The following is a 20,460-nucleotide window of genomic DNA, read 5'->3' as shown; positions in this document are numbered from 1 at the left end:
TCAGAACAGGCTCAGCCAGTAGTCTTGGAAACGCAGGAAGATCAGCAGCAGCACCACCGCGTAGAAGAGCGCGACGATCGTCCAGCGCCATTCCGCGAGCACACCGAGCGGGCCGCTCGACCGACCCCACAGCTGATCGGTGGCCACCGCGAACAGCGGCGTGACGATCGCCCAGACCACCATGCAGTACGGGCACAGCGCGTTGATCCGGTACAGGCTCTGGAAGATGAGCCAGCAGACGAAAGCGATGCCCGCGATCGTGCCGAGCCACAGACCGCCCCAGACCCACTTCGGGAACCCGAGCCCGGCGACCGCCAAGACGCCGAGGGTGACGACCACGGAGAAGCCGACGATGCCCATCAGCGGATTCGGGAAGCCGAACACCGAGGCCTGATCGGTCACCATGACCGAGCCGCAGGACAGGATCGGGTTGATGCTGCACGTCGGCCGGTAGTCCGGATCGGTGAAGAGCTTGAACCGCTCGATGGTCAGCGCCATCGAGGCGAACCAGCCCGCCAGGCCGCAGATCAGCAGCAGCCAGGCGGACCGGGGTGGCGCGGCGATCACTGTCCTGCGGCCGCCGTGGCGATGGCCTGCTCGAGCGCGCTCGGGTTGACCTGCTTGCCGTCGACGAACACCGTCGGCGTGGACTGGATACCGCTGTCGAAGGCCTGGTTGGTGGTCGACGCGACGTACTTGTCGTAGGTGCGGTCGGTGATGCAGCTCGCGACGTCGTCGGTGTAGCCGACCGACTTCGCGATCTCGATGAGCTGCTGGTCGGTCAGGCCGCTGCCACCCTCCGGCGGCTGCTGGGCGAACATCGCCTTCAGCCACGCCTGGTACTTGGTCGGGTCCTGCTGGGCGACGCAGTAGGAAGCGTTGGCCGCGCGGGTCGAGTACTCCGTGGTGGAGGCCTTGTCCAGGAACGAGATGATGTTGTATTCGACCGCGGCGGTGCCGTTGGCGACCGCGTCCTCCAGCACCTGACCGTAAGCGGCTTCGAAGTTCTTGCACGCCGGGCATTGCAGGTCGGCGACCACCCGGACGGTGACCTTGGCCTCCGGCTTGCCGACGCGGATGGAGCCGTTGTCGGTGATGGATCCGGAGACGGCGCCGGGCGCCTGCGCGGCGGCGATGCTCGGGGTGGGGCCCGGGTCGTCTCGCTCCGCCTTCTTGATCGCGATTCCGATGCCGATCGCGGCGACCAGGCCGATCAGCACGGCGGCCACCGCCACCTGGATGAGGATCTTGCGGTTGCGGTCGGCGCGCTCCGCTTGCAGCAGCGGATTCTTCCGTCCCGGGTTGTTGCTCACCGTGCGTTCACCACGCCTTTCGCTCGCCTGCCGGTTTCGCCTGCCGCCACGATGGTAGTTCCGGAACTGTTCGCCGAGCGGTCGGGCACGGCCACATCATCGTGGGTGAACCTGAGAGATTCCGAAATTTCCTACTGGCCCACTCGGTAATTCGCGCGGGCACGCTCGGGAGTTCACGCGGACGTGTAGCCGCGATTCGAAGCAGGCGCTCAGCGCGCCGCCGCGCCGCTCAGCACCAGATCGACGGCATCGCGGGCCCACGCCGCCGGAATCGCGCCGCCGAGGTGGGTGACCTGCAAGTGCACCAGGCCGCCGAGCGTGAGCATGATCAGCCGCGGGTCGGTGGTCGGCGCGAGCTCGCCGCGCCCTATCCCGCGGCGCACGATCTCCTCCGACGCGGAGAGCCGAGCCACCCAGAATTCCCGGCGCGCCTCGGCCACCTCGGGATCGCTGTCGGCGATGGCGGTACCGCGAATCAGCGCGGCGCCCGATGGCGTCTCGGCGAACCGGATCAGGTCGGCCAGGAAGGCCTCCAGATCGGCGCGGGTCGAGCCGGTGTCGGCGATCGGTACCTCCGCGTCCAAGCGCGCGAGCAGGGCGTCGAGCAGCAACTTGGGCAGCGTTTTCCAGCGGCGATAGATCGAGGTCTCGTGCACGCCCGCGGCGTCGGCCACGTCGGCCACCCGGACCTGGTCGATGCCGACGGACTCGATGCGCGCCAGCGTCGCGTCGAGCACGGCCTGCCGTAATCGCGCGCCGCGGATTTGGGGGTTCGCCATGGGGTCGATTATCGCAAGTCGTCTTGCGTTATTTCCGCACGGGTCCTACCGTGGACCGCGCAACGCAAGTCGACTTGCGTTAGAAGGCGAGAATGGCATGGACAACGTGGTCGCCGGGGGCCTGCGCGGCGAAAGCGCCGACGGCGTGGTGGCGTTCCGGGGCATCCGCTACGCGCGCGCCGAGCGCTTCGGGCCGCCCCAGCGGGTATCCGCGCACGACGAGACGCGAGACGCGACGAGCCGCGGTCCGAGCGCGCCGCAGCTGCCCTCGCGGCTGACGGCGGTGATGGGCGCGCCCGCGCCGTTCGAACAGTCCGAGGATTGCCTGAGGCTCACCGTCACCGCGCCGGCTCAGGCTGTGCCCGGTGGTCACGCCGTGCTGGTGTGGTTGCACGGCGGGGCGTACCTGACCGGCGGCGGGGAATGGAATCTCTACGACGCGGACCGGCTGGTGCGGGATACCGGAATCGTGGTGGTCTCCGTGTCCTATCGGCTCGGCGTGCTGGGTTACCTTCGCGCCCAGGGTGTTTCGCCGGGCAACCTGGGTCTGCTCGATCAGCTGACGGCGCTCGAATGGGTTCGCGACAATATCCGCGCCTTCGGCGGTGATCCGGCGCGGGTGACGGTCGCGGGTCAGTCGGCGGGCGCGCACTCGGTGGTGGCGATGTTGGGGAGCGGGCGGGCCGAGGGGTTGTTCGCGCGGGCGATCGTGCAGAGCGCGCCGTTCGGCGTCGGCTTCCATCGGCCCGCCGACGCCGAACGGGTCGGTGCGATGTTCCTCGGCGAACTCGGTGGCGACCCGCGGACGGCAGGCATATCGGAAATACTTGCGGCACAGGCGCGTACGGCGGTGCGCTTGGCAGGGCCGGGCGGCCTGAACTCCGCGCCGCCCCTTCTTCCCGTGTGCGAGACCGAGGTCTTGCCCGGGGACTGGCGCCAGCTGATCCGTGAGCGCGCCGCGCGGACGCCGGTGCTCGTCGGCTGTACGGCCGCTGAGATGCGCGCGTTCTACGACGGGCCGCACCCGGTGTTCGGCAGGGTGCGGCGCGCACCCGTCATCGGGCGACGCCTCACGGCCGTCGCGGAGCGGGTAGTCGGGCGGAAAGTCTTCGAGGACGGTGTGTTTCGGTTCGCCGATCTGCTGACCGAGTCCGGTGGAACGGCCTTCTGCTACCGGTTCGGTGCGCTGCATTCGGACGGCCCGTTCGGGGCGTGTCACTGCATCGAATTGCCGCTGCTGTTCGGCGCGGCCGACGACTGGCGCGCGGCGCCGATGGTGCGTCCGCTCGACTCGGCTCGCCTCGATGAGCTCGGCGCCCGAACACGGCGCTACTGGGGCGAATTCGTGCGGACCGGAAGTCTCGGGGACCGGCCGCGTCATCGGCACGGATCGCGTGCCGTTCTGGAGCTCCCGTGAACGGGCGCGCACTAGGAAGGAGCGGGTCGGTGGGACGACATGCGGAAGTGATCGGCGGTGGCATCGGCGGGCTCACCGCGGCCACCGCACTCGCCTTGGGCGGGTGGACGGTACGGCTACACGAGCGGCAAACCGAGATCCGTGCCGTCGGCGCCGGAATCTACGTGTGGGACAACGGATTGTCGGCGCTGGAAGCGATCGGGGCGTATCGCGAAGCGACGCTCGGCGCGCACATCGGTCCAGCCGTCGAGGCACGTTCGCGGACCGGACGCACGCTCTACCGGATCGGGATCAACGGGCCGGGTCAGCCACGCTGCTACACACTGTTGCGGGATCGGCTGATCGAGGCCCTGGTGCACGGGGCCGAGCGGGCGGGCGTGGAACTGGTGACCGATTCCCGCGCGGTGTCGGCTGACCCGGACGGGACCGTCGCTTTCGACGACGGGCGCACGGCGACAGCGGATCTCGTCATCGCCGCCGATGGCGTGCACTCCCGGCTGCGCGACAGTCTGGGTATGGCGACCCGGCGGGTGCGGATGCGCCAAGGCGCGGCGCGGCTGATGGTGCCCGCCTCGCCGGACTATTTTCCCGCCGAGGACCTGGTCAAACACCTCGAGTACTTCCAGGGCAGGCGCCGGTTGCTCTATACGCCATGCACGCCCGAACACGTCTATCTCGCAGTGGTTTCCGATGTCGACGCCCCGTCGACCCGCGGCTCGAGCATCGATTTCGAGTCCTGGGTGCGCAGCTTTCCCAGCCTGGAGAACCTGCTGCGGCGGGCCGAGGGCATTCCGATCCGCTGGGACACCTTCGAATACATCCGCCTCCGCTCGTGGTCGTGCGGCCGGGTCGCCTTCCTCGGCGACGCCGCGCACGCCCAGCCGCCCTACCTCGGGCAAGGCGGCGGCACCGCGATGACCAACGCGGTCTCGCTGGCCGCGACCGTTTGCAGGCCGGGGCTCGCGCTCGGCCAAGCGCTGGCGGCCTGGGAGCGCGAACAGCGGCCGGATGTCGAACGCACGCAGCGGACTTCGTACCGGATGCGGCTGCTCAACGCCGTCCCCGACGCGGTACGCGACCCGTTGCTGAGCCTGGTCGGGCGAACCTCCGGGTTCGCCGACAGCCAGCTTGCCGCGACCAAACTGCGCCCTACCGCCTCGTGAGAACGCTCGTCGAACAAGAGAAACAGGAGAAGAGAATGCTCAACACCTATCGGATCAACGGCGTCGAGATCGGTTTCGACGACCAGGGCTACGCGCCGGATCGGCCCGCGATCGTGCTGCTGCCCGGCTGGGGACACGACCATCGCGCCTTCGACCGGCTGCTGCCCTACCTGCGCCCGCACCACCGGGTGGTGCGCGTGTGCTGGCGCGGACACGGGATCGATCGCACGCTCGTCGGCGATTTCGGCGTGGCCGAACAGGTTTCCGACACCATCGGCCTGCTCGACGCGCTCGAGGTGGAATCCTTCATCCCGCTCTCGCACGCGCACGGCGGTTGGGCGGCCATGGACATCGCCGAAACGCTTGGCGCCGAACGTGTTCCCGCGCTCCTGCTGCTCGACCTGATCATGACCCCGCCGCCGCCGGAGTTCGCCGCCGGGCTCCAAGCGCTCCAGCGCAAGGAGAGCTGGCGAGCCGCCCAGCGGGCCCTGCTGGACAGCTGGCTGGCTGGCAGCGTCGACCAGGCGGTGCTGGACCACGTGCGCTACGAGGCGGGCGGCCACGGTTTCGACATGTGGGCACGGTCCGGGCGGGTCATCGAAAACGCCTACGCCACCTGGGGCTCACCGATGGGCCGCCTCGACAAGCTCACCGAGCCGCGCCCGGTGCGCCACGTCTTCTCGCACCCGAAGTCCCTCGACTACGACGCCGTGCACGAGGAATTCCGCCGCAACCACCCGTGGTTCAGCTACACCCGCCTCGACGGGCACACCCACTTCCCGGGAATCGAACTCCCGGAGCGCGTGGCGGCGGAACTCTTCGACCTCATCGGCACCGATCGCGCCGAAGCGTGAACGCGCCTTACTCGCAGGCGATCCCGTCATTGTCGCGGTCCAGTTCGCTGCGATACCCGGGCTCGCCCCGATAGATCGGAGCCGCGCCCGCCGCCCTGGCCGCGGAGCAATTGCGGTAGTAGACGTCGCTCTGCTGCGGGCTGGGCGGAGCCGGAGGTGGTGCGACCGGCGGTGGCGGTGGTGGTGCGATCGGCGGGGGCGGTGGTGGAGGCGCGGCCTGCGGCGTCGGGACGGCCGGTGGCGGTGGTAGTTGCGAGGTCGGCGGCACCGGCGGCGGCACGAACGACGCTGGTGGCGGTGCCGTGGTCACGCTGGTCGTGGTCGGGGGTGGCGTCGTGGTCGCGCTGGTCGTGGTCGGCGGCGTGGTGACGGTGGTTCGTGCCGTCGTTGTCGGGCGCGGACTGTCGGTGTCGCCGCCGCACCCAGCGGCGGCGAGCACCGCGAAACCTAACGCGACGACGGCGATATGTCGTGGATTTCCCATGTTCCCCTGCGATATCGAGTCGATGGAGACGCGACCCGGTTCTGGCCCGAAGGCGGCTCCCCCCGACAGGAGTCGTCGCGTGCGGAACATTTTGACAGGCAAAATGTTTGGACACGCGGGATTCGGGGAACTATGTCCAGCCGCAGTTACGGTGGGGCTATGTCTGGCGACCGCAACGGCTATCGGTGGGGCGGACGTCAGGCCGGACCCGACCGGTGCGCGGTGAGCACCGGCTGGAAGAAGCCGGTTTCCTCCGGCGTGTGCCAGGTCGGTTCGACGAAGCCCGCTTCCGTGACGAACTCCGTGAGCTGCGCCCTGGTCAGCGCCCAGTAGCGCGCGCCGCCGACCCGGACGGCCCAGCCGTCGCCGCCCTCGGTGAGCCGGAACATCTCGAAGTCGTAGCGCTCGCCGTCCTCGTGCCAGCTCCAGAGCTGAAAGGTGACGGTGCGTCCGGTCGCGGAATGGACCGACTTCGCTGGCATGCCAGCGGGTTTGGCGGCGCGCAGCGCGTCGTAGTCGCGGGTCGTCAGCACCAGTAGGCCGCCGGGCCGGAGCACCCGCCACATCTCGCCGAGCGCGGTACCCACCTCGACGGCGGTGAGCAGATGCGGCAGCGCGTTGTCGGCGCACACCACCGCGTCGGCCCACCCGCCCGCGAAGGGCAGCGCCCGCATATCGCCCGCCGAAGTAGGCAGCCGCAACCCTCTCGTCCGCGCCTCCTCGGCCGCCCGCGCCGCCGCCACCGGACTCAAATCCATCCCCACCACGCTGTGCCCGCACGCCGCCAACCCGATCGCCTGCGTGCCGATCCCGCACGCCGCGTCCAGCACCGTCGACGGCCCGGCCCCCAACCGCCCCCGCAACACCCGATCCAGCGCCCGCCCCTGCCCCGCGACCGCCGCGGGCCAGTCCTGATAGAGCAGGTGATACTCGTCGGCCAAGTGGTCGTAGAAGTCCCGCGCCGCGTCTCCGGACATACCCCAACCGTAGATGCCCGCCGCGGTCGGCCGGGCCATACCCTGCGTCGAATGAAGACCAAGACGAGCGTGTACCTCGAAGCCGATCAGGTGACCTGACTCGAGCAGGCCGCGGAGGAGTCGGGCCGGTCGAAAGCCGAGCTGATCCGAGAAGGGATCGACCTCGTACTGCTTCGCACACTCGAGGTCCGCCGCACCCGGCCCCGGCCGTCTTTCGACTCCGGCGATCCGAGTTTCGCCGCCGACGCCTGTGCCCCGAGTCGTGCGGCGAATTGTCCGAGGCCGCCTCTAGCATTCCCCGGGTGACCGGATACGACTTCGAGCATCTCGATACTTCGACGCTGCCGTCGCGGCAGCAGCGGATCCTGGCGGTGATTCGGGACTGGGTTGTCGAGTACGGGTATCCGCCGAACGGCAGGCAGATCGGTGACGCGGTCGGGCTCTCGGCGTCCACGGTCTCCAAGCACATGAAGAGCCTCGAGGAGCGGGGGTTTCTGCGGCGCGGCTCCGGGATGGCGCGACCGATCGACGTGCGGTTGTTCCTTCAGGGGACGGCGCGGGCGGAGACCTCCGACGCCGCGGTGACCGTGCCGGTGGTCGGCGACATCGCCGCGGGCACGCCGATTCTCGCCGAGCAGCACGCCGACGACACGTTGACGCTGCCGCGCGAGTTGGTCGGTCGTGGAACGGTTTTCGCGCTGCGGGTGCGCGGCGATTCGATGATCGACGCTGCCATCTGCGATGGCGACACGGTGGTGGTGCGTCAGCAGAACGAGGCGCATTCCGGTGACATCGTGGCCGCCATGCTCGGCGAGGAGGCGACCGTGAAGGTGTACCGCCGCCGCAACGGCCACGTCTACCTCGAACCGCGCAACCCGGCCTACGACGTCATCGATGGCGACGATGCCGTGATCCTCGGCAAGGTCGTCTCCGTGATGCGCCGAATCTGACACGCGGGGCGCAACCCGTGGCGCAAGCGTGTCGCTCGATGACGCTGGAACAACTTCGCCGATGGGCTGATGCTGTCCTGCGGACCCGCGCCGCGCACGGAGGCGACCCCCGCCGGGAGGGGACCGACGGGGGCCGCGCTGGGCACCGAGGTGAAGCGGGTACGGGCGGGCCGATCACCTCGGTTGCTCTGTTATCTCCGCTGCCACCTATTTCGCAGCAGCGAGAGCGGCACTGATTTCCGCGGCGTCCCGCGCACCCGCTTCCACGGCACCCGAGATCCACCCACTCCAGTACGGTCTGACGGTGCTGCTACGCCGCCCTGCGCTGGTCACCATGCCGAAATCGGACTGTCCCAATTCCTTTGGGTGGTCGCCCGGCGGCGCTGTAGCTATCTGTACATCGCGCCGCCGATCGCAGTCGCGCCGGCCAAGCACCTCTCGGTCGACGAATACGACCTCACCAGCGTGCGGGCCGTCATGTCGGTCGCGGCGTCGTTGGGCGCGAAGCCGGCCGAGGCGGTGGCGCGCTGAGCTTCAGGACTTGTCCAAGCGGCGAAGTTGTTCGGCGACATCGAAATTCGCCGGTGGCCAGTCCAGTTTCAACTTCTCCAGCGCGTCGATGAGCAATTCGGTGACCGCGAGCCTGGCGTACCACTTGTGGTCGGCGGGCAGCACGTACCAGGGCGCGTCCGCGGTCGAGGTGCGGTCCAGCATGTCCTGGTACGCCGCCTGATAGGCGGGCCAGTAGGCGCGCTCGTCGATGTCGGAGGGGTTGAACTTCCAGTACTTGTCCGGCCGCTCCAGCCGCTGGCGCAGCCGCTTCTTCTGCTCGTCCAGCGAGACGAACATGGCGACCTTGACCAGCGTGATGCCCTCGTGCGTCAGCTCGCGCTCGAACTGGTTGATCTCGTCGTAGCGCGGCTCCCACTCCGCGCGCGGCACCAGTTCGTGCACCCGCACCACGAGGACGTCCTCGTAGTGCGAGCGGTCGAACACGCCGAGCTGCCCGCCGCGCGGCAGTTGCTTGCGGATGCGCCAGAGGTAGTGGTGGCGCCGCTCCTCCTCGGTGGGGACGCCGAATGCGGCGTGGTCGACGCCCTGCGGGTCCACCGATCCGATGACGTGCCGAACGATGCCGCCCTTGCCCGCGGTGTCCATGCCCTGCAACACCAGCAGCACGCTGCGCTTGTCGCCGGAGCGTCCGTTGGCGTAGAGCTTCTCCTGGAGCACGGACAGGACGTTTCCGCGCTCGATCAGCAACTCCTGAGCGAGTTTCTTGTCCCCGGTGAAGCCCGGCGTCGATGACGTCGTCAGCTCCGCGAGCCGCAAACCGTCCGCTTTCAGGGCCTCGGTGACCGGGAGGGACCAGTACAGCGCCATCGACCACACTTACCACGTCCGCGCGCGCCCGGAAGGCGGTTCGGCGTCAGCGGATCTGCGCGAGCCGCAGCAACTGCACGGCGAAGTCGTCGTCGGAGACCGGCGTGAGAATCAGGTCGTGCGAGGTGGTCAGCAGGTAGCGGCCGTCGCCGGTGAAATCGAGCCAGGTGCGGTGGCGCGTCGGGGGCGACATCGGATTGTCCGGGTCCACGGTCACGGTGATGAACCCGCGGCAGTCCACCGGCTTGCGCAACGTCTGCCGGAAACGGGCGGCGCCGCGCTGACCGTTGGTCGCGGGCGTCTCGGCCGGCTCCGTGGTGAGCACCGCGTCCTGCGGCTCGCGCATCGCGCCGAGCCGTCCGGGCTGCGCCGAGCCGATCACCTGCACCAGATGCTGGCCGAGGTTGCGCGCGTGGCACATCTGCACGATCACCTTGTCCGGCATCGCGACGAGCACGCCCGCGTGATTGTGCACCACCGCGGCGAACGCCAGGACGCGGTCGCCCTCGGGGGAGCTGCCGTTGCGCCCCGGCGTGCTGCGCTCACCCGAGATGGTGATGGTGGTGGCGTCGGTGCGCGCGCACAGCATCAGCGCCGCGGCCAGATCCGGGTCGGCCTGCCTGGCGAAGCGCTGCGGCAAACGCAGTGCGGCGTATTCGGTTTCGGTGCGCACGGTGGACGACGGCATCATGTTGATCGGATACGGTCGCCTGTCCAGGTTCGTTTCGCTTTCCCAGACATGCGTGAATTCGTCCGGGGTGAGTACCCATCTCACCGTGCGCCGCCCTCGCCATCGGAGGGTGCGCGCGGTGGTGTGAATCGGGGCACGCTGTCGCCCGAGGCGGGCATGGTCGGTGTGTAGACGTAGGTCATGGTGTCCTGGACGTCGGCCTGCGCCGCCGCGGCGGCCAAGTCGTGTTCCATCCTGCGGCGCCCGCCGTACACGGCCTCCGCCGCCGGGTCGTCCAGCGGAACGTAACGTCGCGGCTCCGGGATCGCGGCGCGAATGGTCTGCGCCGCATCGCGATTGAGCTCCATGAGCCGCTGCACCGCGCGGCACACGTCGTGCGCCTCGTCGCCGACCCGGATGAACTCCCGCGTCGCCCGCTGCGCCGCCTCGGCGGATCGACCCGACCAACGGGCGAATTCGCGATTGGCGGCGTCGGCGAAGTGCTGGAAGGCGTCGGCGATCGCGTCGGCGCCCGCCTGCCACGCCGCGGCCGTCTCGCCGAGCGCGCCCGGATCGAGCGCCTCGTGCACCCGGTCCCAGATCTCGACGTGCGTGTACGCGCCGAATCGCTCCCGCTCCGGCGCGTAGGCGGGATCGGTTCCGCCGCTGGATGTTCCGGCGGAGTCGGCGAGCGCGCGCTGTTGCACCCTGATCTCGTCGGCGGCGGCTCGTGCCGCGGCGTCCACCACGGTCACCACCTCCGCATCTCGGATACGCGCGCGGTCATCGCGGATCCAGATACTCGGTGACCAGTTCGAGCGCGGCCCGATTCGCGGCCTCCGCGTCCGCGAGTTTACGGCCGGCGGCGAGATAGGCCGCTTTGAAGAGCAGCGCGGTCTCCTGAAAAGCGGCAACGGTATCGAGGAACTGCCTGCCTTTGTCGCCGAACCCCGCGGCGAGGCCCCGGCCGGAAGGCAGCTCGGGAAACCCGCTGACCTCGGTGACCAAATGCCCTGTGGCCATGGCCTTTCGCAGATCGTCGACCAAACGGTCGCAAGCCGCGGCGAGATTCTCGGCCACATCCTCGGCCAGCTCGAAACGCTCGCCCTCCGCGCCGACGGCCGCCGCGTACAGCCCCCTGGCCAGCCCCTGTCCGGTATCCGGCACCGCCATTCGGTTCGCCCCCTTCTGCTCGGTCCACACCCAACCGCCCGAATCCGTCCGAGGCCGCGCACGGGCCGTAGCGGCGGTGGAGGTACACAAAGAACAGACACTGTCCGTCGCTACACCGCGCATGGCCGGAGCGGATGCGGAGGTACGCGTACTGGTCGGCACTCTACCGTCCGGTAACCACCGCCGTTGCCCGCTTGCGCCCGCCCACGTGCTGTGATGTGGCGCACGGTCGGCGGCGAGGCGCAGTTCGCGGGCTGGTTACACTGGCCCGAAGTATTGGCAGATCCCGGAGCGGAAGGCGTTCGGTGCCCGACATCGAAGAAGTACTCCCGAAGTATCAGCAGATTTCGGGGTACATCCGCGACCAGATCGAGCGCGGCGAACTCGCGCCGGGCGCCGAGGTGCCCTCCGAACGCGAACTCGCCGCGGCGTGGAAGGTCGCGCGGCCGACGGCGGCCAAAGCGTTGAATACGTTGCGCCAGCAAGGATTGGTCGAATCGCGACGCGGCTCGGGCACCTTCGTGCGGGGCCCGGACGCCGTCCCGCTGGTGCGCGAATCCGCAGGGCGGGCACGGCAGTACGGCGGGATGTACGCCGAGCGCGAGCCGATCGACATCCTTGCCGCGGAACTCGTCGACGGCCCGGAGTACGTGACCACCGCGCTCGGTTTGGAGATCGGTAGCGAGGTGATCGCCCGCAGGCGCTTGCTCCACGGCGAGAACGGCGACGCCGAACTCTCGACGTCCTGGTTCGCCGGCGACCTCGCCGATGTCGCGGATCGCCTGCTCGATACCCAGCGGCTGCCCGGCGGTACCGCCACCTACCTGGAGGCGGTGACCGGTCGCCGGGTGGCGTCGGTGTTCGATCAGGTCAGCGCGCGCATGGCGACCAACGAGGAGCGCAAGCGGCTGCGGCTGGCTCGCACGTCCGCGGTGCTGGTCTACCGGCTCACCGCGATCGATGCCGACGGCGTGGTGCTCCAGTTCGACGAGGGCGTCTATCCGCCCGAATCTTGGTTATTCCGCCAGGAATATTCCGTTCCCGGCGTGTGACACGCGGTCGATGACGCGCCGCGAATCCGTTGACAAGGCGGCATCGCACCTGGAATAGTCCGGCGCGCGAGGGAATGGCCTAGTCCGCAGGGTGGGAGGTGCGATGCTCGACCAGTTGACCATCGGTGGCTGGGTAGTCGTCGGAGAGCACTGCTCGGTCCGGCGTGCCGCATTGCACTGCGACGACTACCTGACCTATGTCTTCGAAAACGGCGGTACCGAACTCGATTTCGCGATCGCGCCCGCCGTGCTGCGCCGGATGGTCGAGCTGAGCGAGGCCCGGCCGCCCGGTGACGAGTCGTCCGACTGATCGGGTTCGATTCCGGCCGGCGTCGCAGCCGCGTGTGGGCCGGGTTTGCGCGAACCCAAAGCGGTCGTGTCTGAGCTGGAACCGCCGCAAGGGTGGCGAAAAATCATCACGAGAGAAAGTAAGGTGCCCAGCCCTCGCTCACGCAGGACGGGTGGCGCTGACGTACTGCAAAAGCCGGTGCACCCGCTGATCGATCTCCACGAGCCCGAGTTCCCGGAACAGGTCCGGGAAGGTCGAATCGTCGAACACCCGCAGACCGCTCAACCCGCCGACGAACCGGCTGGCGCGCCCGAACGGCGTATCGGCGCGGTGGCTCGTGGTGATGGCGATGCGCCCGCCGGGAGCGAGCACCCGCACCATCTCCCTGGTCGCGGTCAGCGGATCGGGTATCAGGTAGAGCGCGCCGAAGCAGCACACCGCGTCGAAGGCGCCGTCGGCGAACGGCAGCGTGCGGGCGTCCCCGCGCAGATAGCCGACCCGCGGCCCGGCGTTGTCGACCACCGCGCGGGCCAGCATCGGCTCGGAATAGTCCACGCCGACCGCGTAGCCGCCCTCGGACAGTGATTCGCTCAGATATTTGGTGAAATTGCCCGGACCGCAAGCGATGTCGAGCACCTTCTGGTCCCCGCCGAGCCGCAGCGCGGTCACCGCGTCGCGGCGATCGGACGCGGTGCTGCGCCCGCTGGCGAGGTAGAACAGCGTCGGCCGCCACGCGCGTTCGTACACGGCGGCCAGCGCGGGGTGATTCATGGTGCGGCGCGCCAGGTTCAACGCGCCGCCCTCACAGCGTCGTACACGACAAAGCTCCTGGACGATGGAAATCGTGGTGCGGCAGTCCGATTCAGGACCGCTCGACCTCGATCGTCATGCCCGCGGTGCGCAACCGATCGGTCAGCGCGTCACCCATGGCCGCGGCCGGGGTGAGGATGCCCGCCAGCTCGGGCTGCTTGTCGGTGTCGAAGGCCAAGCACAGCCCGGCCTCGCCGAGCATGACCGCGGTGGCCTGGTACCCGGGGTCGCCCTGACCGGCGAAGGTCGCGACGTACTTCGCGCCGGATGTGGTGCGCGCGTAGGTCTTCATGGTGAACCAGCCACTGCGCCTTGCCTCTTCGCTCGGTCCGGTGCCCGGCTTCGGCAGCACCCTGTCGAGCAGCTTGCGTCCCGCCGAGACCCGCGAGAGCAGCGCGCCGGTGGCCATGGTGGCCACGATGCCGCCCGCCATGCCCGCCGCGACCAGCGGTGCCGCCGCCGACTTGCCCGCGTTCATCACCTCGCGGTAGCGGAAGTTCTTGCCGTACGGCCAGCCGAGCAGGCCGTTGCTGCGGCGCACGATCTTGGTGTTGTGCGCGGCCATCACGAAGGTGGCCACCCAGCCGTCCAGGCTCGGGTCGATGCTGCTCGCCCGTTGCAGCGCCTGATCGCTCTGGCGGCCGACGTCGGGATCCATCGACTTGTCGGGGCTCAGCGAGTACGGGTGCGAAAGCACCGAGGCCTTGCTGGAATCGGCGGCGATGGCCTCCATCATGGCCCGGCCCGAATCGATGGTGCCGCCGCTCATGCCGCCCTTGAGCGAGGCGATCAGGGTGGTGTCGGTCAGCTCGCCGGTGTTGTCCGCGACCGTGCTGCGGTACAGCTGGTAGACGCTCAGATCGGACGGAATCGAGTCGTAGCCACAGGAATTGACGATCTTCGCGCCGGTGCGCGCGGCCTCGTCGTGGTAGGTGTCGATGGCGTCGCGGATGAACAGCGGCTCACCGGTGAGGTCGGCGTAGTGGGTGCCCGCCTTCGCGCAGGCGGCGACCAGCGGCATGCCGTAGCGCAAGTACGGGCCGACCGTGGTCACCACGACCTTGGTGCGCGCGGCAAGGGCGTCGAGTGTGGCCTGGTCGGTCGAGTCGGCCACCACCAGGTCCCACGCCGCGGCCTTCGGGCCCAGCTCCGCGCGGACCTTGGTCAGCTTGTCCAGCGAGCGGCCCGCCAGCGCGATGCGGGCGTCCGAGGGCGCCGCGTCGAGCAGGTACTCCGCGGTGAGCTTGCCGACGAAACCTGTCGCGCCGAACAGGGCGATGTCGAATTCGCGATTGTCTGCCATGTGTCTGTTCACTCCTGGTCGGTGCCGTGGCGTGCGGTGCGGGTCAGGCTTTGCGCCCGGCCCTCGGCTGCCGCGCCTTCTTCGCCGCGGTCTTCTTGGGTGTGTTCGCTGTGGACGCGGCCGAGCGCGGCCGCGCGGTCTTGGTCGGCGCGGGCGGCGGGTTCTCCGCAAGCCATTGCTGGTGCGCCTTGCCCAGTTCGGTGACCGGTGGTTCGTCGTAGAGCCACTCGCGGGAGATCCGATGCCAGTTCGCGGTGGCCTCGAGCTGGCCGAGCATGCCGAAGGTGAGGAAGTCGGCGCGGCGGGAGAACAGGTGTTCCGGCGGCAGGTTCTGCTGCTTCATGCCCGCGAACTCGCTGGCCCGCGGGTCAACGGCGAGCAGGAACGCACCGCTGGCCAGCTCGGGCGTGATGGTCAGCTCCTCGTCGACCAGACACCATTCCGAGGCCGCGAGCACGTATTCCAGGCATTCCTCGGCGCCGATCTCCTCCGGCGAGTCGATCACGCCGCGCTGAATCATCAACTCGCGCAAGTCTTCCGCACGGTCCTCGGCGGCCGCCCGCAGGCAGATCGTCTCGAACCGCACGTGCTCGGGGTCCATCCGGTTGAACAGGCCGAAGTCGAGGAAGCCGACGCGGCCGTCGTCGACGAGCAGCACATTGCCCGGATGCGGGTCGCCGCAGAACTCGTTGAAGGTGAACAGCGAGCCGACGTAGAACCGGTAGATGATCTCGCCGATCCGGTTGCGCTCGTCCTCGGGGAACTGGCGAAGCTCCTCGAAGCCCTTGCCGGGCAGGTATTCGCTGACCAGCACGCGAGTCGTGCTCAGCTCGGGCAGCGAGCGCGGCACCGCGATGAACGGGTGCCCCGCGTAGAGCTCCGCGATCTGCAACTGGGTGACGGCCTCGGTCTGGTAGTCGAGCTCGCCCTCCATGTTCAGCCGCAGCTCGTCGAGGACGGCGGGGGTGACCCACGGCATGGCGGAGGTGAGCACCTTGCGGAACATGTTGAGGTTCTTCAGATCCGCGCGCACCGCGGCGTCGATGCCCGGATACTGCACCTTCACCGCGACCACCCGGCCGTCGCGCAGCGTGGCCTTGTACACCTGGCCGATCGAGGCGGCCGCGATCGGCTCCGGATCGAACTCCGCGAAGATCGCCGTGAGCGGCTGCCCGAAATCCTCCTCGACGACCTGCCGCATGGCGTCGAAGGAGACGGTCGGCGCGGCGTTACGCAGCACGGCAAGCCGCTTCTGGAAGCGTTCGCGATGATCCTCGGGCACCAGGTCCAGATCGAGCACCGACATCATCTGTCCCAGTTTCATGGCCACGCCCTTCATGGTGCCAAGCACCATGACCACCTGCTCGGTGGTGCGGATCATGGATTCCTCGGCCATCTTGGCGCGCACGGCCTCGGATCTACCCCGCATGGAAAGCCTCGTGCGCTGCGTCCGCAAGACCGAACTGGCGGCCACGGCACCCAGCTTGGTGCCACGAGCAAGCCGGGAAGTCGGTACTTGCTTCGCCATCGAGGTACCTCCATTGGTGCCGCGGTCGTAGCCGACGGGACACGCAGGCGCGAGCTCGCGTGACCACGTTGGGGGCGGTGACCAACCCCACTGTGGCACCGCTCGCGTTCAGAGTAACCAACCGGGCGGCATTGTCGAACCCACCGTCACAGACACCGGCCGCGACGGGCGCGGCACCGCCTCTTACGTCGGCGCGTCGGTGTTCCGGGTGGGCAGCACGTGCGGCTGCTTGTTGAAAGTCTCCCGGGAGCCGCCCGCCTTCGCCATGCCCTCGATGGCACTCCAGGCCATCATCGTCAGGTAGTCGATGACCTCTTCGCGCGACATTGATTTGTCGGTGGTCCACCAGTGGGTTGCCAGCTGGATGCCGCCGACCAGCACGTAGGACCAGAGCATCGCGCCCGTGGTGTCGAGGCCGAGCGCGTCCGCCTTGTCCGCGATGACAGCGGAGACCACCTCGGCGAACAGCTTCTCGAACTCGGCGAGCGAGGACGCGTCCGAGCCGCTGCCCATGATGAAGCGGTACACCTCGGGGTCCTCGTCGACCGTGCCGACATAGGCGGCCAGTGCCGTGCGCACCAGCTCGAATTCGTCGGCGTCGAGGCTGATCGCGCCGTAGACCCGCGGCATCAGCGTGGTCTCGATGAACCGCTGCATGGTCGCGTGGACCAGGTCGTTCTTGTCGGAGAAGTACCGGTAGAGCACGGTCTTGGAGACGCCGATCTCCGCGGCGATCTCGTCCATGCCCGCGTTGCTGCCGCGGGTGCGGACAGCGGCAAGGGTGCCGTCGACGAGTTCCTCGCGGCGGTCGATCTTGTGCTGTCGCCATCGGCGCTTGCGGCCGTCCATCCGGCCGGTGCGCACCGCAGCCGGTCGCTCGGCGAGCTCACCGATGTCGACAAGGTCTTCGGTGGACAGCGTTGGCTCCCTCGTTCGTAATGGTCGTGGACTTTCAGCTTAGGTGCAGGCAACCCAGCGTAGGTCCGTTTGGGTGCCGGATGCGGCAGGAACCACACATCAGAGGGCCCAGCGCGCGGCACAGCAGAATGGAGACATGGAGAAAGCTCCCGGCAACATCCCGGTCATGGCCCCGCCGACCCCGGCTGGGCCGACCGGGTTCTTCGTCGACGAGGCCGCCAAACGACGTGACCTGTGGAAGATGAAAGCCGTCGCCACCGGCTTCCTCGCCTTCGCGACGGTGGTCTATCTGTTCTGTCGCTGGCTGGAATCGCGCGGCGGGGGCGGCGACTGGGTCGGGTACGTGCGCGCCGCGTCGGAGGCGGGCATGGTCGGCGCGCTCGCCGACTGGTTCGCGGTGACGGCGCTGTTCCGGCATCCGCTCGGCCTGCCGATTCCGCACACCGCGATCATCCGCAAGAAGAAGGATCAGCTCGGCGCCAGCCTCGGCAGCTTCGTCGGCACGAACTTCCTCGCGCCTGAGGTGGTCTCGGCCAAGGTGAACTCGGCCCAGATCTCGCTGCGCGTCGGGCGCTGGATGGCCGACCCGCAGCACGCCGGGCGGGTCGCCGAGGAGAGTTCGACGATCCTGCGGGCGGTGGTCGGGGTGTTGCGCGACGAGGACGTCGAGCAGGTCATCGACAACACGATCGTCAAGCGGATCGCCGAACCGCTGTGGGGTCCGCCGATCGGCCGGGTGCTCGCCGAACTGCTCGCCGACAACCGGCAGCTGCCGCTGCTCGACATGCTCGCCGAGCGCGCGCACCAGTGGGCTCTCGGGAGCCAGGAGACCATCGACCGGATTGTTTTGCGCGACGCGCCGCAATGGGCCCCGAAATTTGTAAACATTCTGCTTTCAGAAAAGATCTATCGCGAGCTCGTCGAGTTCACCTGGAAGGTGCGGTCGAATCCCGAGCACGAGGTGCGTTTGGCCGCGAATCGCTTCCTGGAGGATTTCGCGCACGATCTGCAGTACGACGACGCGATGATCAAGAAGGCCGAACGGATCAAATCGCAGATCATGGGCCGCGAGGAAATCACCGGCATGGCCGAGGCGACCTGGCGCGCGGCCAAGCGGCTCATCCTGGAATCCGCGGACGATCCGAACAGTACGTTGCGCCGCAAAGTGGGGGAGAATGTGCAGCAACTCGGTGAGCGGCTGCGCGACGACGCCGAGATGCGGGCGAAGGTGGACGGCTGGATCGACCGGGGCGCGCGCTACCTCGTGTCGAACTACGCGAGCGAGATCACCACGCTGGTCACCGACACGGTTGCCAGGTGGGACGCCGAAGAGGCGAGCAAGAAGATCGAATTGCAGGTCGGGCGCGATCTGCAATTCATCAGGATCAACGGAACCGTCGTCGGATCGCTGGCCGGGCTGGCGATCTACACGGTTTCGCACCTGTTGTTCCAAGGTTGAGAAAACGGCACGCCGGCGGTTTGCCGAACGCGTGCTAACAGCGTGCTTGCAAGAGTTAGCACCCTGCCCTAGAATTGAATCCGTACAACCGCCAGAAGGTGAGTGATGGCAGACCATCCCGAGGTTTCCGCCGAGTACACCGACGGTCCGTCCGAGCAATCGGCGGGCGTCGGCGAACGAGGGGGTCGCGTCGCGAACGCGGCGCACGACATCGGAGGTTTCATCAGGGCGCAGCGCGAGGCGGCGCAAGTCTCCCTGCGTCAGCTCGCCGCACTGGCGGGGGTGAGCAATCCGTACCTCAGTCAGATCGAGCGCGGATTGCGCAATCCCTCCGCCGAGGTACTCACGCAGATCGCGAAGGCGCTGCGGGTGTCCTCGGAGGTGCTGTACGTACGGGCTGGCTATCTCGAGCAGCGGCCGCACAGTCCGGTCCGGGATGCCCTGCTTGCCGACACGGAGATCAGTGAACGGCAGAAGCAGGTGCTCCTGGAGATCTATGAATCGTTTCGCCGGGAAAACGGAGGGAACGAGCCAGGGGGGGAATGGGACAGCGACGTTCCGCGCACGACAACCGACACTCCGCCACGCCAGGAGAACGAAAAAATATGACCGAGAAGACCGCAACAGTCAGCAAGCCTCTGTTCGCCGCCGTCGGCGCCGGGGATGCCGTCTACACCGCCGCCCTGGATGTCGTCACCCAGGTGCGTGAGCGCGCGGCCTCCGCCGACGTGCCGGGCCGGGTGGAAGAGGCCCGCGAGCGCTTCGCCAACGTGCCCGCCGACGTGCAGGCCCAGTTCGAGACGCTGCGCGAGCGGCTGTCCGGCCTCCCCGCCGAGCTGCCGGACGACCTCGCCGAGCTGCGCGAGAAGTTCACCTCCGAGGAGCTGCGCAGGCTCGCCGAGGAGTACTACAACAAGGTGGTCGACCTGTACGCCGACCTGGCCGTCCGCGGCGAGGAGACCGTCGAGCGGCTGCGCGCCAACCAGCTGGTCGAGGACCAGATCGACCGCGTCGAGACCCTGTACAAGGACGCCGCGGGCCGCGCCGAAGAGGTTCTGGAGCGCGTCAACGGCCTGATCGGCCGCAAGGCCGACGAGGAGCCCGTCGCCGAGCCGGTCGTCGAGGCCGAGGTCGTCGCGGTGACCACCGAGACCGCGCCTGCCGCCGAGAACGGCGCGCCGAAGAAGGCTCCGGCCAAGAAGGCTCCGGCCGCGAAGAAGGCCGCCCCCGCCGCGAAGAAGGTCGCGCCGAAGAAGGCGTAGTCGTCACGGGCGGTCCGTCGACAGCCCGCGGACACGCCGATGGCACAGCCGGACGTGATCCGTCGACAGCCGCGCATGGCCGCGGCCGAGGCGGAGATACACGCACCCCACGACGCCCCCGCACAGCCTGCTGTGCGGGGGCGTCGCTCGTATCATGGGTCAGGTGAATACCGTGCACGGGTTGACCGGACTGATTCTGCTGGTGTTGTGGCTCGTTGCGCTGGGCGCGACGATCTTCGCGCTGATCCACGCCATCCGCCAGCGGCCGGACGCCTTCACCGCGGTGGACAAGCAGACCAAGCCGATCTGGCTGGCGATCCTGGGGGTGGCGCTGCTGCTTCTGCTGCTCTCGCCCGCCGGGCTTGGTCTGCTCGCCTTCGTGGCGATCATCGCCACGGGTATCTATCTGGCCGATGTGCGGCCCAAGGTGGACGAGGTTCAGCGCGGTCCGCGTTGGTAATTCGCTGATCGGCGCCCGTTTCGCGCGTCGGCGAGTTGTCGGTGCCGCGATGCCGATTTCCACGAGATCGGCGCGACCGCGGGACGCAACATCATCACCGGCTTCGCCAGGGTGACGGCCGCAGCGTCAGGGTGCGCGACTACCTGAGCTTCCTGCCGAGGAGCGGCTCGCACTGAGCCGAAGCTGGTCCGCATGGCGAGCGGCCTTCGGAGCGGGCGC

24 protein-coding genes are annotated in these 20,460 nt (G+C 68.6%); 11 read left to right on the top strand and 13 right to left on the bottom strand.

Annotated elements, in window-relative coordinates; translation table 11 throughout:
* From NAM01S_RS28165 to NAM01S_RS28155, 3 genes are all read right to left on the bottom strand, one after another.
* Nucleotides 1–567: a vitamin K epoxide reductase family protein gene (locus tag NAM01S_RS28165; RefSeq protein ID WP_067790955.1), complete on the bottom strand. Its 567-nt coding sequence runs from the start codon at nt 565–567 to the stop codon at nt 1–3.
* Complete coding sequence (locus tag NAM01S_RS28160; RefSeq protein ID WP_067790953.1) at nt 564–1,313, bottom strand: thioredoxin domain-containing protein; 750 nt, start codon at nt 1,311–1,313, stop codon at nt 564–566. The genes NAM01S_RS28165 and NAM01S_RS28160 overlap by 4 nt, the downstream gene beginning before the upstream one ends.
* A gap of 209 nt (nt 1,314–1,522) precedes the next feature.
* Nucleotides 1,523–2,101: a TetR/AcrR family transcriptional regulator gene (locus NAM01S_RS28155; protein WP_372511742.1), complete on the bottom strand. Its 579-nt coding sequence runs from the start codon at nt 2,099–2,101 to the stop codon at nt 1,523–1,525.
* On the opposite strand from NAM01S_RS28155, the gene NAM01S_RS28150 reads away from it, so the two are divergent.
* The 3 genes from NAM01S_RS28150 to NAM01S_RS28140 are packed head-to-tail and all read left to right on the top strand — an operon-like array spanning nt 2,091 to nt 5,526.
* Complete coding sequence (locus tag NAM01S_RS28150; RefSeq protein WP_253799433.1) at nt 2,091–3,509, top strand: carboxylesterase family protein; 1,419 nt, start codon at nt 2,091–2,093, stop codon at nt 3,507–3,509. The genes NAM01S_RS28155 and NAM01S_RS28150 overlap by 11 nt on opposite strands.
* 29 nt (nt 3,510–3,538) lie before the next feature.
* Nucleotides 3,539–4,672, top strand: coding sequence for an FAD-dependent oxidoreductase (locus NAM01S_RS28145; protein ID WP_067790948.1), 1,134 nt, complete (start codon nt 3,539–3,541; stop codon nt 4,670–4,672).
* A gap of 35 nt (nt 4,673–4,707) precedes the next feature.
* Complete coding sequence (locus NAM01S_RS28140) at nt 4,708–5,526, top strand: alpha/beta fold hydrolase (protein WP_067790946.1); 819 nt, start codon at nt 4,708–4,710, stop codon at nt 5,524–5,526.
* A gap of 7 nt (nt 5,527–5,533) precedes the next feature.
* Here NAM01S_RS28140 and NAM01S_RS28135 read toward each other — a convergent pair whose 3' ends face one another.
* Complete coding sequence (locus NAM01S_RS28135; RefSeq protein WP_253799431.1) at nt 5,534–5,965, bottom strand: excalibur calcium-binding domain-containing protein; 432 nt, start codon at nt 5,963–5,965, stop codon at nt 5,534–5,536.
* A gap of 242 nt (nt 5,966–6,207) precedes the next feature.
* Nucleotides 6,208–6,987, bottom strand: coding sequence for a class I SAM-dependent methyltransferase (locus tag NAM01S_RS28130; RefSeq protein WP_067790990.1), 780 nt, complete (start codon nt 6,985–6,987; stop codon nt 6,208–6,210).
* Between the two features lie 302 nt (nt 6,988–7,289).
* Between NAM01S_RS28130 and lexA the strand changes: the two genes are divergently transcribed.
* Both lexA and NAM01S_RS35445 read left to right on the top strand, forming a co-directional pair.
* Entirely contained in the window at nt 7,290–7,937 is a 648-nt protein-coding gene (gene lexA, locus NAM01S_RS28125) for a transcriptional repressor LexA (RefSeq protein WP_067790942.1), read from the top strand.
* A 366-nt stretch (nt 7,938–8,303) separates the two neighbouring features.
* Nucleotides 8,304–8,468 (top strand): hypothetical protein, encoded by a 165-nt coding sequence (locus NAM01S_RS35445; RefSeq protein WP_157107956.1) that lies wholly within the window; start codon nt 8,304–8,306, stop codon nt 8,466–8,468.
* 3 nt (nt 8,469–8,471) lie between these two features.
* Here NAM01S_RS35445 and NAM01S_RS28120 read toward each other — a convergent pair whose 3' ends face one another.
* From NAM01S_RS28120 to NAM01S_RS28105, 4 genes are read right to left on the bottom strand one after another with little or no spacing between them, the layout of a single operon-like run.
* Complete coding sequence (locus NAM01S_RS28120) at nt 8,472–9,317, bottom strand: polyphosphate kinase 2 family protein (RefSeq protein WP_067790988.1); 846 nt, start codon at nt 9,315–9,317, stop codon at nt 8,472–8,474.
* Between the two features lie 46 nt (nt 9,318–9,363).
* A complete protein-coding gene (locus NAM01S_RS28115; protein WP_067790940.1) occupies nt 9,364–10,092 on the bottom strand; it encodes an ESX secretion-associated protein EspG in 729 nt (242 codons plus the stop codon).
* Nucleotides 10,089–10,745 carry a hypothetical protein gene (locus NAM01S_RS28110; RefSeq protein ID WP_253799429.1) on the bottom strand — a complete coding sequence of 219 codons (657 nt, stop codon included), beginning with the start codon at nt 10,743–10,745 and terminating at the stop codon, nt 10,089–10,091. Before NAM01S_RS28110 ends, NAM01S_RS28115 begins: the two co-directional genes overlap by 4 nt.
* Before the next feature lie 25 nt (nt 10,746–10,770).
* Entirely contained in the window at nt 10,771–11,160 is a 390-nt protein-coding gene (locus NAM01S_RS28105) for a hypothetical protein (protein WP_067790937.1), read from the bottom strand.
* A 305-nt stretch (nt 11,161–11,465) separates the two neighbouring features.
* Here NAM01S_RS28105 and NAM01S_RS28100 point away from each other — a divergent pair, with 305 nt between their 5' ends.
* The gene (locus tag NAM01S_RS28100; RefSeq protein ID WP_067790936.1) at nt 11,466–12,212 is read left to right on the top strand and encodes a GntR family transcriptional regulator; all 747 of its coding nucleotides are present in this window, start codon (nt 11,466–11,468) and stop codon (nt 12,210–12,212) included.
* Nucleotides 12,213–12,315: 103 nt separating this feature from the next.
* Nucleotides 12,316–12,522, top strand: coding sequence for a hypothetical protein (locus NAM01S_RS28095; RefSeq protein ID WP_067790934.1), 207 nt, complete (start codon nt 12,316–12,318; stop codon nt 12,520–12,522).
* Nucleotides 12,523–12,660: 138 nt separating this feature from the next.
* Here NAM01S_RS28095 and NAM01S_RS28090 read toward each other — a convergent pair whose 3' ends face one another.
* From NAM01S_RS28090 to NAM01S_RS28075, 4 genes are all read right to left on the bottom strand, one after another.
* Nucleotides 12,661–13,293, bottom strand: a complete 633-nt coding sequence (locus NAM01S_RS28090; RefSeq protein ID WP_084483381.1) for a class I SAM-dependent methyltransferase — start codon at nt 13,291–13,293, stop codon at nt 12,661–12,663.
* A gap of 70 nt (nt 13,294–13,363) precedes the next feature.
* On the bottom strand, nt 13,364–14,614 hold the full coding sequence (locus NAM01S_RS28085) for a saccharopine dehydrogenase family protein (protein ID WP_067790933.1): 1,251 nt from the start codon (nt 14,612–14,614) through the stop codon (nt 13,364–13,366).
* A gap of 43 nt (nt 14,615–14,657) precedes the next feature.
* Nucleotides 14,658–16,142 (bottom strand): ABC1 kinase family protein, encoded by a 1,485-nt coding sequence (locus NAM01S_RS28080; protein ID WP_067790932.1) that lies wholly within the window; start codon nt 16,140–16,142, stop codon nt 14,658–14,660.
* Nucleotides 16,143–16,325: 183 nt separating this feature from the next.
* On the bottom strand, nt 16,326–17,006 hold the full coding sequence (locus tag NAM01S_RS28075; protein WP_084483380.1) for a TetR/AcrR family transcriptional regulator: 681 nt from the start codon (nt 17,004–17,006) through the stop codon (nt 16,326–16,328).
* A gap of 220 nt (nt 17,007–17,226) precedes the next feature.
* Between NAM01S_RS28075 and NAM01S_RS28070 the strand changes: the two genes are divergently transcribed.
* The 4 genes from NAM01S_RS28070 (at nt 17,227) to NAM01S_RS28055 (ending at nt 20,241) form a co-directional block, all read left to right on the top strand.
* The gene (locus tag NAM01S_RS28070) at nt 17,227–18,519 is read left to right on the top strand and encodes a DUF445 domain-containing protein (protein WP_067790982.1); all 1,293 of its coding nucleotides are present in this window, start codon (nt 17,227–17,229) and stop codon (nt 18,517–18,519) included.
* Between the two features lie 105 nt (nt 18,520–18,624).
* Nucleotides 18,625–19,128 (top strand): helix-turn-helix domain-containing protein, encoded by a 504-nt coding sequence (locus tag NAM01S_RS28065; protein ID WP_067790927.1) that lies wholly within the window; start codon nt 18,625–18,627, stop codon nt 19,126–19,128.
* Nucleotides 19,125–19,781, top strand: coding sequence for a heparin-binding hemagglutinin (locus NAM01S_RS28060; protein WP_067790925.1), 657 nt, complete (start codon nt 19,125–19,127; stop codon nt 19,779–19,781). Before NAM01S_RS28065 ends, NAM01S_RS28060 begins: the two co-directional genes overlap by 4 nt.
* A gap of 154 nt (nt 19,782–19,935) precedes the next feature.
* Nucleotides 19,936–20,241, top strand: a complete 306-nt coding sequence (locus NAM01S_RS28055; protein WP_067790923.1) for a DUF2516 family protein — start codon at nt 19,936–19,938, stop codon at nt 20,239–20,241.
* Nucleotides 20,242–20,460: the final 219 nt, after the last annotated feature.

It is taken from the genome of Nocardia amikacinitolerans NBRC 108937 (assembly GCF_001612615.1).
Taxonomy (GTDB): Bacteria; Actinomycetota; Actinomycetes; order Mycobacteriales; family Mycobacteriaceae; genus Nocardia; species Nocardia amikacinitolerans.
The sequence above is the reverse complement of the archived record's forward strand: the minus strand, read 5'-3'. Positions and strand labels throughout refer to the sequence as shown.

Excerpts from the sequence above, each read along its gene's own strand:
- NAM01S_RS28150 (WP_253799433.1), top strand. The coding sequence starts at position 2,091 with ATGGGGTCGATTATCGCAAGTCGTCTTGCGTTATTTCCGCACGGGTCC.
- NAM01S_RS28140 (WP_067790946.1), top strand. The coding sequence starts at position 4,708 with ATGCTCAACACCTATCGGATCAACGGCGTCGAGATCGGTTTCGACGAC.
- NAM01S_RS28130 (WP_067790990.1), bottom strand. The coding sequence starts at position 6,987 with ATGTCCGGAGACGCGGCGCGGGACTTCTACGACCACTTGGCCGACGAG.
- NAM01S_RS28120 (WP_067790988.1), bottom strand. The coding sequence starts at position 9,317 with ATGGCGCTGTACTGGTCCCTCCCGGTCACCGAGGCCCTGAAAGCGGAC.
- NAM01S_RS28105 (WP_067790937.1), bottom strand. The coding sequence starts at position 11,160 with ATGGCGGTGCCGGATACCGGACAGGGGCTGGCCAGGGGGCTGTACGCG.
- NAM01S_RS28095 (WP_067790934.1), top strand. The coding sequence starts at position 12,316 with ATGCTCGACCAGTTGACCATCGGTGGCTGGGTAGTCGTCGGAGAGCAC.
- NAM01S_RS28085 (WP_067790933.1), bottom strand. The coding sequence starts at position 14,614 with ATGGCAGACAATCGCGAATTCGACATCGCCCTGTTCGGCGCGACAGGT.
- NAM01S_RS28080 (WP_067790932.1), bottom strand. The coding sequence starts at position 16,142 with ATGGCGAAGCAAGTACCGACTTCCCGGCTTGCTCGTGGCACCAAGCTG.
- NAM01S_RS28070 (WP_067790982.1), top strand. The coding sequence starts at position 17,227 with ATGGCCCCGCCGACCCCGGCTGGGCCGACCGGGTTCTTCGTCGACGAG.
- NAM01S_RS28065 (WP_067790927.1), top strand. The coding sequence starts at position 18,625 with ATGGCAGACCATCCCGAGGTTTCCGCCGAGTACACCGACGGTCCGTCC.
- NAM01S_RS28060 (WP_067790925.1), top strand. The coding sequence starts at position 19,125 with ATGACCGAGAAGACCGCAACAGTCAGCAAGCCTCTGTTCGCCGCCGTC.
- NAM01S_RS28055 (WP_067790923.1), top strand. The coding sequence starts at position 19,936 with ATGGGTCAGGTGAATACCGTGCACGGGTTGACCGGACTGATTCTGCTG.